Annotated in this window: 13 protein-coding genes and 1 pseudogene; 8 read left to right on the forward strand and 6 right to left on the reverse strand. The window is 68.4% G+C overall.

What is annotated here, in order from left to right:
* Nucleotides 1-13: 13 nt before the first annotated feature.
* On the reverse strand, nt 14-775 hold the full coding sequence (gene ppk2 / locus ACN2C8_RS01015; RefSeq protein WP_419253952.1) for a polyphosphate kinase 2: 762 nt from the start codon (nt 773-775) through the stop codon (nt 14-16).
* A 46-nt stretch (nt 776-821) separates the two neighbouring features.
* Here ppk2 and ACN2C8_RS01020 point away from each other — a divergent pair, with 46 nt between their 5' ends.
* On the forward strand, nt 822-1,544 hold the full coding sequence (locus ACN2C8_RS01020) for a 16S rRNA (uracil(1498)-N(3))-methyltransferase (protein ID WP_419253953.1): 723 nt from the start codon (nt 822-824) through the stop codon (nt 1,542-1,544).
* 126 nt (nt 1,545-1,670) lie between these two features.
* The gene (locus ACN2C8_RS01025) at nt 1,671-3,032 is read left to right on the forward strand and encodes a glutamate--cysteine ligase (RefSeq protein ID WP_419253954.1); all 1,362 of its coding nucleotides are present in this window, start codon (nt 1,671-1,673) and stop codon (nt 3,030-3,032) included.
* Between the two features lie 48 nt (nt 3,033-3,080).
* Here ACN2C8_RS01025 and ACN2C8_RS01030 read toward each other — a convergent pair.
* Nucleotides 3,081-3,159 (reverse strand): annotated as a pseudogene (locus tag ACN2C8_RS01030) (hypothetical protein); the annotation flags it as partial.
* An 87-nt stretch (nt 3,160-3,246) separates the two neighbouring features.
* Here ACN2C8_RS01030 and rmuC point away from each other — a divergent pair.
* On the forward strand, nt 3,247-4,557 hold the full coding sequence (gene rmuC, locus ACN2C8_RS01035; protein WP_419253955.1) for a DNA recombination protein RmuC: 1,311 nt from the start codon (nt 3,247-3,249) through the stop codon (nt 4,555-4,557).
* Nucleotides 4,558-4,565: 8 nt separating this feature from the next.
* Complete coding sequence (def, locus tag ACN2C8_RS01040) at nt 4,566-5,087, forward strand: peptide deformylase (protein WP_419253956.1); 522 nt, start codon at nt 4,566-4,568, stop codon at nt 5,085-5,087.
* A 125-nt stretch (nt 5,088-5,212) separates the two neighbouring features.
* Here def and ACN2C8_RS01045 read toward each other — a convergent pair whose 3' ends face one another.
* Complete coding sequence (locus ACN2C8_RS01045; protein WP_419253957.1) at nt 5,213-5,569, reverse strand: cell surface protein; 357 nt, start codon at nt 5,567-5,569, stop codon at nt 5,213-5,215.
* A gap of 117 nt (nt 5,570-5,686) precedes the next feature.
* Here ACN2C8_RS01045 and fmt point away from each other — a divergent pair, with 117 nt between their 5' ends.
* Both fmt and truA read left to right on the forward strand, forming a co-directional pair.
* A complete protein-coding gene (gene fmt / locus ACN2C8_RS01050) occupies nt 5,687-6,613 on the forward strand; it encodes a methionyl-tRNA formyltransferase (protein ID WP_419253958.1) in 927 nt (308 codons plus the stop codon).
* Nucleotides 6,613-7,356: a tRNA pseudouridine(38-40) synthase TruA gene (gene truA, locus ACN2C8_RS01055; RefSeq protein ID WP_419253959.1), complete on the forward strand. Its 744-nt coding sequence runs from the start codon at nt 6,613-6,615 to the stop codon at nt 7,354-7,356. Before fmt ends, truA begins: the two co-directional genes overlap by 1 nt.
* Here the strand turns inward: truA and ACN2C8_RS01060 are convergent.
* From ACN2C8_RS01060 to dapE, 3 genes are all read right to left on the reverse strand, one after another.
* The gene (locus ACN2C8_RS01060; RefSeq protein WP_419253960.1) at nt 7,353-7,931 is read right to left on the reverse strand and encodes an NAD(P)H-dependent oxidoreductase; all 579 of its coding nucleotides are present in this window, start codon (nt 7,929-7,931) and stop codon (nt 7,353-7,355) included. The genes truA and ACN2C8_RS01060 overlap by 4 nt on opposite strands.
* 69 nt (nt 7,932-8,000) lie before the next feature.
* A complete protein-coding gene (locus tag ACN2C8_RS01065; RefSeq protein ID WP_419255770.1) occupies nt 8,001-8,921 on the reverse strand; it encodes a glutaminase in 921 nt (306 codons plus the stop codon).
* Between the two features lie 19 nt (nt 8,922-8,940).
* Nucleotides 8,941-10,104 (reverse strand): succinyl-diaminopimelate desuccinylase, encoded by a 1,164-nt coding sequence (gene dapE / locus ACN2C8_RS01070; RefSeq protein WP_419253961.1) that lies wholly within the window; start codon nt 10,102-10,104, stop codon nt 8,941-8,943.
* Nucleotides 10,105-10,168: 64 nt separating this feature from the next.
* Here dapE and ACN2C8_RS01075 point away from each other — a divergent pair, with 64 nt between their 5' ends.
* Together ACN2C8_RS01075 and ACN2C8_RS01080 are read left to right on the forward strand one after the other, a co-directional pair.
* On the forward strand, nt 10,169-10,648 hold the full coding sequence (locus tag ACN2C8_RS01075) for a cupin domain-containing protein (RefSeq protein ID WP_419253962.1): 480 nt from the start codon (nt 10,169-10,171) through the stop codon (nt 10,646-10,648).
* 74 nt (nt 10,649-10,722) lie between these two features.
* Nucleotides 10,723-11,415: a VIT1/CCC1 transporter family protein gene (locus ACN2C8_RS01080; RefSeq protein ID WP_419253963.1), complete on the forward strand. Its 693-nt coding sequence runs from the start codon at nt 10,723-10,725 to the stop codon at nt 11,413-11,415.
* Nucleotides 11,416-11,418: the final 3 nt, after the last annotated feature.

Below are 11,418 nucleotides of genomic sequence, written 5' to 3' on the forward strand. Positions count from 1 at the left end.
GATCCAAGGCGCCCTACCGCGCCAGTCGCCCGTCGCTCAGCGCCGCCACATCGAACGGGAAGATCACCTCGGGGTCGGGCTTGGCCACGCCCTTGACCAGCGTCTTGTCGCCGGCCGCGTGCAGCAGCCAGCGGATGATGTTGAGCCGCGCGGCCTTCTTGTGGTCGGCGCGGACGCAGATCCAGGGCGCGGCTTCGGTATGGGTGCGGGTCAGCATCTCGTCGCGGGCGGCGCTGTAGTCATCCCACTTTTCCTGGGCGACGGCGTCCAGCGGGCTGATCTTGAAGGCCTTCAGGGGATCTTCCGATCGGGCCTTTAGCCGCTCGCCTTGCGTCTCCCGGCTGATATCCAGCCAGAACTTGGCGTAGCGCATGCCGCTGTCGACCAGCATCTTCTCGAACGCGGGCACGTCGTTGAGGAACTGGGCATGCTGCTGCGGCGTGCAGAAGCCCATGACCGGCTCGACGCCGCCGCGGTTGTACCAGGAGCGGTTGAACAGCACCGCCTCGCCCGCGGCCGGCAGCCATTCGACATAGCGCTGGAAATACCACTCGCCCTGTTCGCGGTCAGATGGCTTGGGCAGGGCCACGACCAGGGTGTTGCGCCGCGACAGATGCTGGGTGATCCGCGAGATCGCGCCATCCTTGCCGGCGGCGTCGCGGCCCTCGAACACGGTGAGGGTCTTTGAGCCCTCCTTGATGGCCTTCTGCTGCATCCGGATCAGGGCCAGCTGCAGGTGGGCGAGCTCTTCATCATAGTCGCGGATTTTGGTCATGGGGGGAGCCTACCGCTGAAACCACAAGTCGCGCTAGAAGAGCGACATGATCCGTCTTTTCGTTCCCCAGGACCTGGCCCCCGGCTACGGCGTCGTCCTGACCCTCGACCAGTCGCGCTATCTCACCTCGGTGATGCGCCAGGCCATCGGCGCCCAGGTTGCGCTGTTCAACGGCCGTGACGGCGAGTGGACCGCCACCCTGACCGAGACCGGCAAGCGCGGCTCGCTGCTCAAGGTCGACGAGCAGGTCCGGCCCATGGCCCTGGGCCCCGACCTCGACCTCGTCATCGCTCTGGTCAAGCGCGGCCGGGTCGAGACCATCGTCGAAAAGGCCGCCGAGCTCGGCGTGCGCCGGGTCCGGCTGACCATCACGCGGCGGACGAATGTCGACTTCGTCAAGCTGGGGCGGCTGGACGCCATCGCCATCGAGGCCGCCGAGCAGACCGGTCGCCTGGACGTGCCGACCGTGGAAGACCCCGAAAAGCTGGCCGATATCCTCGACCGCTGGGATCCGGCCCGAAAGCTGGTGTTCTGCGACGAGGGCGGCGACGCGCGTCCGGCCTTCGAGGCCCTGGCCGGCAGCGCCGCGCCTGCTGCTATCCTGATCGGTCCGGAGGGCGGTTTCTCGCCGGAGGAACGCGAGCGTTTGCGGTCGCTGCCGTTCGTCACACCGGTGTCGCTTGGCCCTCGCATCCTGCGCGCCGACACCGCCGCCATCAGCGCCCTGACCCTCTGGCAGGCCGCCGCCGGCGACTGGCGGGAGACCTAAAGCAGAGACGCCCTCTTGAGGTTCGCAAAGAAAACGCCCAATTGCGCAGCACGATAGTATGCGGCTGGTCGGGGGACATGGGCCTCTCCCGGCTTGTAGCGTTCGGATCTTGGGGAGAGACGGCTCATGGCCGACACCGCTAGCCTGCAGGAGCGTCCGCTGACGCTCGACGACCTGACCGCCTATTTCGCCTCGGGCTCCAAGCCCAAGGAGGCCTTCCGGGTCGGGGCCGAACACGAGAAGTTCGGCTTCTATCTCGGCTCGCATGCGCCTGTGCCCTACTACGGCGACACCGGCGTCCACGCCCTTCTGGTCGGCCTGCAGCGCTTTGGCTGGAAGCCGGTGATGGAAGGCGAAGTGATCATCGGGCTGGAGCGCAACGGCGCCAATGTCAGCCTGGAGCCCGGCGGTCAGTTCGAACTGTCCGGCGCGCCGCTGCTGACCATGCACGACATCTGCGAAGAGACCGGCCAGCACCTGGACGAGGTCAAGACCGTCGCCGACGAGCTGGGCCTGGGCTTCATGGGTCTGGGCTTCTCGCCGGTCTGGAAGCGCGAAGAGGTGCCGGTGATGCCCAAGGGGCGTTACGTCATCATGCGCAACTACATGCCCAAGGTCGGGGGCATGGGCCTCGACATGATGCTGCGCACCTGCACGGTGCAGGCCAATCTCGACTTCTCGTCCGAAGCCGACATGGTCGCCAAGTTCCGCATGAGCCTGGCCCTGCAACCGATCGTCACGGCCCTGTTCGCCAATTCTCCGTTCACGGAAGGCAAGCCCAACGGCTTCCTGTCGAGCCGGGCCAATGTCTGGACCGACACCGACGCCGACCGCACCGGCCTGCTGGACTTCGTGTTCGAGGACGGCTTCGATTTCGAGCGCTACGCCCGCTACGCCCTGGACGTGCCGATGTATTTCGCCAAGCGCGGCGACCGTTATATCGATCTGGCCGGTCGCAATTTCCGCGACTTCATCGATGGCAAGATCGATGAGCTTCCCGGCGAGCGCGCCTCGATCAAGGACTGGGCTGACCACACCACAACCCTGTTCCCGGAAGTGCGCCTGAAGACCTATCTGGAAATGCGCGGCGCCGACGCCGGCCCGTGGAGCAGCCTCTGCGCCCTGCCGGCCCTGTGGACCGGCGTCTTCTATGATGACGCCGCCCTGGCCGCCGCCTGGGACCTCTGCAAGGACTGGACGGCTGAGGAGCGCGCCCAGCTGCGCCGCGACGTGCCGGTTCTGGGTCTGCAGGCGCCGATCGCCGGGCGCACCGCCCAGGACGTGGCCAAGGACTTGGTCGCCATCGCCAAGTCGGGCCTCAAGGGCCGGGCCCACATGAACGGCGGCTTCCTGGACGAGACGATCTATATGGGCGAACTCGAAGAGATCGCCGACAGCGGCCGCACGCGGGCCGACAAGCTGCTGGAACTGTACCACGGCGCCTGGAAGGGCGACATCAGCCGAGTGTTCACCGACTGCGCTTACTAGGTTTCCGCCTTCAATAACCTTGTCATCCCGGAAGCCTCGCAGAGGCTATCCGGGACCCAGGGGCAACCGCACTGCCTTGGCCCCCTGGGTCCCGGCTCTCCGCTTCGCTGCGGCCGGGATGACAAGCTAGGTTTGCGTCTGAAGCGGTCGTGGCGCTGCTGACGGATCTGGATGCCGCCTTCCCCGCGCCCCCGACTCCGGCTAGGAACGGAGCATGAACTTTTCCGATCCGTTCCTGATCCTCGCCATCGTTTTCGCCCTGATGGCCGTCGCCGCCATGCTTTGGGCCCTGGCTGCCTCAAAGCGGGCCAGCGCCGCCGACGCCCGCGCCTGGCAGTTGAACGAGCGCCTGGCCCAGGCCGACGAGCGGGCTCGCCTGCTGGAAGACCAGTCCGCCACCCAGGGCGAGCTGATCCGCGCCCAGGCCGCCCAGCAGGCCAACATGACCGCCAACACCGTCGCCGAGGCCCTGATCAAGCGCGCCGACGAGAACTTCAAGAGCCGCGAGGCCCTGGCCACGGCCCGCCTGGAAGCCCAGCTCAAGCCGGTCGCCGAGACCCTGGCCAAGTTCGAGGCCCAGGTCACTGCCGTCGAGAAATCCCGCGCCGAGGAGACCGGCGGCCTGAAGGCCCAGATCGCCGCCCTGATGGAGGCCTCGGTCGCCACCCAGTTCGAAGCCCGCAAGCTGTCGGCCGCCCTGCGTCGCGGCGCTGGCGTCCAGGGTCGCTGGGGCGAGCAGACCCTGCGCAATGTTCTCGAGGCCGCCGGCCTCAACAAGCGCTTCGACTTCGAGGAGCAGTTCAGCGTCGACACCGAGGAGGGCCGCCGCCGGCCCGACGTCAAGGTGCGCATGCCCGGGGGGGCGGTGTTTGTCATTGACGCCAAGTGCTCGCTGAACGCCTTTCTGGAAGCCCAGGAAATGACCGAGGAGCTGCCGCGCGAGGCCGCCCTGCTGCGTCACGCCCAGAGCGTGCGCGCCCACATGACCAGCCTGTCGGCCAAGACCTACTGGGACCAGTTCGCCGCCGAGGGCTCGCCCGACTTCGTGGCCATGTTCGTGCCCGGCGACAGCTTCCTGGCCGCCGCCCTGGAACGCCTGCCCGACCTGATGACCGAGGCCATGGACAAGCGGGTGCTGCTGGTCACCCCCACCACCCTGTTCGCCCTGTGCAAGGCTGTGGCCTATGGCTGGCGGGTCGAGGACCAGGCCAAGAACGCCGCCAATATCGTGGCGGTGGGCCGGGAGCTCTACAAGCGGGTGGCGGTGATGGGCGCCCATGCCGGCGCCGTGGGCAAGGCGCTGGAAAGCGCGGTGGGCAAATACAACCAGTTTGTCGGCTCGCTGGAGAGCCAGGTCCTGACCCAGGCCCGCCGTTTCGAGGAGCTTTCGGTTGACCACGAAGGCAAGGAAATCGCCGAGCTGACCCCGGTCGAAGGCGGGGTTCGGGCCCTCAACAAGCTGGCCCCCCAAGTGGGGATAGGGCAATCCCCCACCTTGACGCTCGGGAATGAGACCCTTACCTGACACCTATTATGGCTATCCGTCGCATCCTCACCGTCGATAACGCCGCCGATATGGCCGTGTTGAAGAAGATCTCCACCCCCGTTGCGGCGGTGACGGACGATCTGCGTCACCTCATGGATGACATGCTGGAGACGATGTACGACGCCCCCGGCATCGGCCTGGCCGCCGTACAGGTGGGCGAGGCCATCCGCGTCATCGTCATGGACCTGGCCCGCGACGGCGAAGAGCCGGCCCCGCGCTATTTCGTCAATCCCGAGATTCTGACGGCCTCGGAAGAGACGCAAGGCTACGAAGAGGGCTGCCTGTCGGTCCCCGACTATTATGACGAGGTCGAGCGGCCCTCGAAGGTGACGCTGCGCTATCAGGACTATACGGGCGAGACCGTCGTCGAGGAGGCCGAGGGCATGTTCGCCGTCTGCATCCAGCACGAGATGGACCACCTGGAAGGCGTTCTGTTCATCGACCACCTGTCACGCCTGCGCCGCGACCGGGCGATTACCAAGGTCAAGAAGGCGCGCCGCGCGGCTTGACAGATGCTCCCCTCTGGGGGAGCTGTCGGCAAAGCCGACTGAGGGGGCTTCTCCGCTTAGGCCGCGCTGCCCCCTCCGGCCCTCTGGGCCACCTCCCCCAAAGGGGGAGGATCTACTTCGCAGCCCTACCGCGTCGCCTCGTGGACCTCTTCCTTGGTTTCCTGACCGGCCTTCTTGGCGCCGGCCTTGATGTCTGTGCCGGCGTCCTTGGCCGCATCGCCGGCTTTCTCGCCGGCGGCCTGGACCGCGTCGGTGGCGTCGCCGGCGGCTTCCTTCAGGTCGGCGCCGGCTTCCTTTGCGCTTTCCTTCAGGGCCGTGCCGGCTTCCTTGACGTCGGGATCGCTGGAGATTTCCTTGGCCGCGTCCTTGATGTCGGTGGCGGCGGCCTTGGCGCCCTCCTTGATTTCGGTGGCGTGCTGGTCCGAACAGGCGGCCAGCGACAGGGCGGCGGCGCAGACGGCGAAGATCAGGGGGGAACGCATGGTGGTGCTCCTGGAAAAAGTGTCGGTCCGATAACGACTCCCCACGGTCAAGGTTCCGCCGGCGGCTTTCCCCAACGGCGGCTTTCAATGCGGGGCCCGGACCGCTAAACCGCGCCCATGCGCATCGCTTTCCTCGGCACCCCCGATTTCGCCGTCGCCTGTCTGGCCGAACTGGTCGCCTCGGGCCACGAGATCGTGGCCGTCTATTCGCAGCCGCCCGCCCCGCGCGGTCGCGGCCAGGACCTGAAGCCCTCGCCGGTCCACGCCTTCGCCGAAGGCCTGGGCCTGCCCGTGCGCACGCCAGTCTCGATGAAGACGCCCGAAGAGATCGCGGCCTTCCAGGCGCTGGATCTCGACGCGGCCGTGGTCGTCGCCTTCGGCCAGATCCTGGTCAAGGCGGTGCTGGATGCTCCCCACGAGGGTTGCTTCAACCTGCACGCCTCGCTGCTGCCCCGCTGGCGCGGCGCCGCCCCGATCCAGCGGGCGATCATGGCCGGCGACAAGGTGACCGGCGTCCAGGTGATGCGGATGAGCGAGGGCCTCGACGAAGGTCCGATCCTGATGTCCGAACAGGTGCGCATCGACGCCCTGGAGACGGCCGGGTCGCTGCACGACAAGCTGGCCGAGGTCGGCGCGCGCATCCTGCCGATCGCCCTGGGCGCCATCGAGCGCGGCGCGGCCCGCGAGACGCCGCAGAGCGAAGACGGCGTGACCTACGCCAAGAAGATCAAGTCGGCCGAGGCCCGCATCGACTGGACCCGGCCCGCCGCCGAAATCGACTGCCACATTCGCGGCCTCTCGCCCTTCCCCGGCGCGTGGTTCGAGGCGCCGTCCGAGAAGGGCCCGGTGCGCGTGAAGGCCCTGCTGTCTCGGGTGGAAGACGCAGCCGGAGAGCCCGGCACAGTACTTGACGACAGCCTGCTGATCGCCTGCGGTGAGGGCGCGGTGCGTCTGCTGAAGGCCCAGCGCGAGGGCAAGGGCGCCCAGGACGCCGGCGACTTCATCCGGGGCTTCCCGCAGGCCGCCGGAACCGTTCTGGCCTGATGCCCCGCTACCGCCTCCTCGTCGAGTATGACGGCCGGCCCTATAACGGGTTCCAGGCCCAGGCGACCCTGCCCTCGGTGCAGGGCGCGATCGAGGCAGCGGTGAAGGCCTTCTGCGGCCAGGAGCTGCGCATCGCGGCGGCGGGCCGCACCGACACCGGGGTCCATGCGACGGGACAGGTGGTCCATGTCGATCTCGAGCGCGACTGGCCGGCCCAGACGGTGATGAACGCCCTCAACGCCCACCTGACCCGCGAGGCGGTCAGCATCCTGGCCTGCGAGATCGCGGAGGGCGACTGGCACGCCCGGTTCTCGGCCAATGAGCGGCGCTATCTTTACCGCATCCTCAACCGACCCGCCCCGCCGGCCCTGGACAAGGGCCGCGTGTGGCATGTGAAGAAGCCGCTGGATGCGCAGGCCATGCATGCGGCGGCCCAGCATCTGGTGGGCCTGCACGACTTCACGACCTTCCGCGACATGCACTGCCAGGCCAAGTCGCCGCTCAAGACCCTCGACGTGGCCCGGGTGTGGCGCGAGGGCGAGGCGGTCTGTCTGGCGTTCGAGGCGCGCAGCTTCCTGCATCGCCAGGTACGGTCGATGACCGGCACCCTGGTCGAGGTCGGGATCGGGCGGTGGAGCGCGGACGATGTCCGCGAGGCGCTGGAGGCGAAGGACCGCACGGCCTGTGGCCCGGTCGCGCCGGCGGATGGGCTCTATCTGGTGGGCGTGGGGTACGGGGACTAGGTCCCCAGCGTCCCCAGCCGCCGCATCCGGGCCAGCCATTTCAGCCGCCCCTGGCCGCCGATCCCCTCGACACCGCCGATCACCGATTTGCGGATGGGTGACATGCCGGCCAGACCCAGGATCCCTTTCTCCAGCGCCAGCAGGCCGTGCGCGCCGAACATCAGCCAAAAGGCGATGGCCGGCATGCCCATGGTCACCACCAGACGGGCCGACCGGCCCTTGAGTTGCGGGACAGGGCCCCTGGGGCTTTCCGCCATGCCAAAGCCGGCGCGGAACACCTGCTCCAGCAGGGCCTTCAGCTTGGCCGGGGTTGCGCCCAGCCACAGGGGGAACAGCACCACGATATGCTGGGCCCACAGGATGTCTTGCTGCACGGCCTGGATCGGTGGCGGCGGCGGGCTCTCGAATTCCCACTGACCGCCCAGGAAGGGGGTGTCGAGGTCGGCCAGATCGATGCGCCGCACCTCATGCCCGGCCGCTCTCGCGGCCTCGACATAGGCGCTGGCCAGGGCCGAGCCGAAGCGTTCGGGGCGGCAGTCGGGATGTCCCAGCAGAACCAGAATATGTTTTGTCATGGCGCCTCCTGTGGGGATAACGCGCAGGATCGTCCCACCGCCGCCTTGATGCGGCTCAAGCGCCCGGTTCTACAGCACCGAACAGTTGGTCAGCTGCGCGAAGGCCTCCAGCGCCGCCGTCCCCACCACGGAGGTTCCAAAGCGATCCAGCTCCGGCGACCACACCGCGATCACCGCCTTGCCGGGGACCACGGCGACGATGCCGCCGCCGACCCCGCTCTTGGCCGGCAGGCCGACGCGATAGGCGAAGCTGCCGACGCTGTCATAGATGCCGCAGGTCAGCAGCAGGGCGTTCAGACGCCGCGTCAGGCGCTCGGGAAAGATGGTTTCCTGGATCACCGGCGAGAAACCGCCGGCCGCCAGGGGCAGCATGGCCCGCGCCAGCTGCCGGCAGCTCATGGTCAGGGCGCACTGGCGGCAATAGGCGGCGACCACGGCCTCGGGATCATGGGTGATGGTGCCCTTGCCGCGCATCAGGTTGGCGATGGCGCGGTTCTGGTGGGCTGTGGCCAGCTCGGACGCGGCGACCGCCTCATCGATCTCGACGGCCTCGTCGGCCAGCACGCTGGCGAAGCCGCGGACCAGGGCGGCGGGATCCCTGACCGTGTCGAGCAGATGATTGGTGATCGCCAGGGCCCCGGCATTGATGAAGGGGTTGCGCGGCACGCCCGCCTCGGCCTCCAGCTGGGACAGGTGGTTGAACGGCGTGCCCGACGGCTCCTTGCCCACCCGCCGCCAGACCTCGTCGCCGAAGCGGTTCAGGGCCAGGCCCAGGGCGAAGACCTTGGTGATGCTCTGCACCGAGAAGGGCTCGTCGGCGTCGCCGATCACGTGCTCGCCGCCCGACAGGGTGCAGACGGCCATGCCGAACTTGGAGCCCGGCACGTTGGCCAGCTCAGGAATATAGTCGGCCGGCCGGCCCTTGCCGAAGTGCGGCTTCACCAGCACGGCCACCTCGGCCAGGACGTCGTCGATCGAGAACTCGTCCATCGTGGCCATGCGGCGAACCCTAGACCGCGAAGGCTTCGAAATAGCGACGGATCAGGGCTTCATAGGCCTTGGCCAGGTCGCGGATCTCCTGCACCGGAACCCGCTCGTCGACCTGGTGCATGGTCGAGCCGACCAGGCCAAACTCGACCACCGGGCACAGGCTGCGGATGAACCGCGCGTCGCTGGTGCCGCCGGTGGTGGACAGCTCCGGGACCCGGCCGGTGGCCTCCTGGGCGGCGGCGACGATCACCTCGGTGAAGGGGCCGGGCTGCGTCAGGAAGGCCTCGCCGCTGATCTTGCACATCACCTCGGCGCGGGCCTTGAAGCCCTCGCCCGCAGCGGCGCATTCGCCCTCGATCCAGGCCTGCAGGTCCTTGCCCTTGTGGGCCGGGTTGAAGCGGATATTGACCCGCGCCCGGGCCGTGGACGGGATCACATTGGTGGCGGTGTTGCCGACATCAATGGTGGTGACTTCCAGGTTCGAGGGCTGGAAGCCTTCATAGCCGTCGTCCAGAACCCGGCTCTGCAGGCGCGACAGGATCGAGACCAGCACAGGGATCGGGTTGGCGGCGCGGTGCGGATAGGCCACGTGACCCTGCTGGCCCTCGACCGTGATCCAGGCATTGATGCTGCCGCGCCGGCCGATCTTGACCATATCGCCAAAGATGCTGGCCGAGGTGGGCTCGCCGACGATGCAGTGGTCGATGATCTCGCCCTCGGCGGCCAGGGCCTCGACGACCTTGACCGTGCCGTCCTCGGCCACGCCCTCTTCGTCGCCGGTGATCAGGAAGCTGATCGAGCCGGCGGGCTCAGGGCTGGCGGCCACGGCGGCGACAAAGGCGGCGATGGCGCTCTTCATGTCGACCGCGCCGCGGCCATAGAGCACGCCGTCCTTGATCTCGGCTTCGAACGGGCCGGCGGTCCAGGCCGCGTTGTCGCCCACCGGCACCACGTCGGTATGGCCGGCGAAGCACAGATTGGGCCGAGCGGTCCCGCGCCGGGCGTAGAGGTTCTCGATCTCGCCGAACTTCATCCGGCGACAGGTGAAGCCCAGGGCGTCCAGCTGGCGCTCCAGCAGATCCATCGCGCCTTCGTCGGCCGGGGTCACGGATGGTCGGCGGATCAGGGCTTGAGCCAGGTCGACGGGGTCGATGCTGACAGGTTCGGGCGCGGGGCTGGTCATGATGCTGGCTTTAAGCTTCCCTCCGGCCCGACGCAAACCACGCAAGCTTCTTCCAAGAGCGCCCATGCCCAAGATCGACATCGACGCCGCGCCGACCCGCTTCGGCACGGCCTATCCGCCGCCCTACGACGCGCCGTGCCAGGGCCGCCAGCGGTGGAAACTGGGCGACGCCGCGGGCCTGACCCAGTTCGGCGTCAACCTGATGCGCCTGCCGCCGGGCAGCTGGACCAGCCAGCGCCACTGGCACACCGCCGAGGACGAGTTCACCTGGGTGGTCGAGGGCGAGGTGGTGCTGGTCGAGGATGAGGGCGAGACCCTCCTGCGGGCCGGCGACTGCGCGGGTTTCAAGGCCGGGGTCGCCAACGGCCATCACATCCAGAACCGCTCGGACAAGGTGGCCGTGCTGCTGGAAATGGGCACGCGGGCTCCGGAAACCGACGGCTGCGACTATCCCGACATCGACCTGATCCTGCGCGAGGGCGAGGAGGGCTACCGGCATCGGGACGGGACACCCTATGAACTCGACGGCGGGCGCAAGCGTTAGCCGATCGGGCTTGATGCAGGTCAAGGCGCGGCGGGCCTGACGGGCCTTGGCTGATGGCCCCCAGGAGATGCCCCATGATCCCTCACCGCGAGCGCCATCTGATCGAACGCGTCGGCTGGCTGCGCGCCGCCGTGCTGGGGGCTAATGACGGGATCGTCTCGACCGCCAGCCTGATCGTCGGCGTCGCCGCCGCGTCGCAGGGGCGGGGCGAGATCCTCGTCGTCGGGGTGGCGGGGCTGGTCGCCGGGGCCATGTCGATGGCGGCCGGCGAATATGTCTCGGTCAGTTCGCAGGCCGACACCGAACGCGCCGATCTGGCGCGGGAAAAGGCCGAGCTGGAGATCCAGCCGGACTTTGAACTCGATGAACTGGCCGGCCTCTATGAGGCGCGCGGGGTCGAACCTGACGTGGCCCGCGTGGTCGCTGGCCAGCTGATGGCCAAGGACGCCCTGGGCGCCCATGCCCGCGAGGAACTGGGCATTTCCGAGATCACCACGGCCCGGCCCATTCAGGCGGCCCTGACCTCGGCCGCGACCTTCGCCACCGGCGCGGCCCTGCCTCTGGTGACGGCGATCGTGGTTCCGCCCGGCGCCATCGTCGTGGCAGTGTCGGTCGCCTCGCTGCTGTTCCTGGCCCTGCTGGGCGGGGTCGGCGCGCGGGCGGGCGGCGCGCCCATCGTCAAGGCCGTGGTCCGGGTGACCTTCTGGGGCGCGATCGCCATGGCCCTGACCGCCGGGGTCGGGGCGGTGTTCGGGGTCTCGGCCTGACGG

Origin of the sequence: Caulobacter sp. ErkDOM-C (assembly GCF_048541825.1) — a bacterium.
Classification (GTDB): domain Bacteria; phylum Pseudomonadota; class Alphaproteobacteria; order Caulobacterales; family Caulobacteraceae; genus Caulobacter.

What these genes read in the sequence shown, in the direction of transcription:
- dapE (WP_419253961.1), bottom strand. Translation starts at nt 10,104, where the DNA reads ATGACCAGCCCCGCGCCCGAACCTGTCAGCATCGACCCCGTCGACCTG.
- rmuC (WP_419253955.1), top strand. Translation starts at nt 3,247, where the DNA reads ATGAACTTTTCCGATCCGTTCCTGATCCTCGCCATCGTTTTCGCCCTG.
- ACN2C8_RS01020 (WP_419253953.1), top strand. Translation starts at nt 822, where the DNA reads ATGATCCGTCTTTTCGTTCCCCAGGACCTGGCCCCCGGCTACGGCGTC.
- fmt (WP_419253958.1), top strand. Translation starts at nt 5,687, where the DNA reads ATGCGCATCGCTTTCCTCGGCACCCCCGATTTCGCCGTCGCCTGTCTG.
- ACN2C8_RS01080 (WP_419253963.1), top strand. Translation starts at nt 10,723, where the DNA reads ATGATCCCTCACCGCGAGCGCCATCTGATCGAACGCGTCGGCTGGCTG.
- ACN2C8_RS01045 (WP_419253957.1), bottom strand. Translation starts at nt 5,569, where the DNA reads ATGCGTTCCCCCCTGATCTTCGCCGTCTGCGCCGCCGCCCTGTCGCTG.
- ACN2C8_RS01060 (WP_419253960.1), bottom strand. Translation starts at nt 7,931, where the DNA reads ATGACAAAACATATTCTGGTTCTGCTGGGACATCCCGACTGCCGCCCC.
- truA (WP_419253959.1), top strand. Translation starts at nt 6,613, where the DNA reads ATGCCCCGCTACCGCCTCCTCGTCGAGTATGACGGCCGGCCCTATAAC.
- ppk2 (WP_419253952.1), bottom strand. Translation starts at nt 775, where the DNA reads ATGACCAAAATCCGCGACTATGATGAAGAGCTCGCCCACCTGCAGCTG.
- ACN2C8_RS01065 (WP_419255770.1), bottom strand. Translation starts at nt 8,921, where the DNA reads ATGGACGAGTTCTCGATCGACGACGTCCTGGCCGAGGTGGCCGTGCTG.
- def (WP_419253956.1), top strand. Translation starts at nt 4,566, where the DNA reads ATGGCTATCCGTCGCATCCTCACCGTCGATAACGCCGCCGATATGGCC.
- ACN2C8_RS01025 (WP_419253954.1), top strand. Translation starts at nt 1,671, where the DNA reads ATGGCCGACACCGCTAGCCTGCAGGAGCGTCCGCTGACGCTCGACGAC.
- ACN2C8_RS01075 (WP_419253962.1), top strand. Translation starts at nt 10,169, where the DNA reads ATGCCCAAGATCGACATCGACGCCGCGCCGACCCGCTTCGGCACGGCC.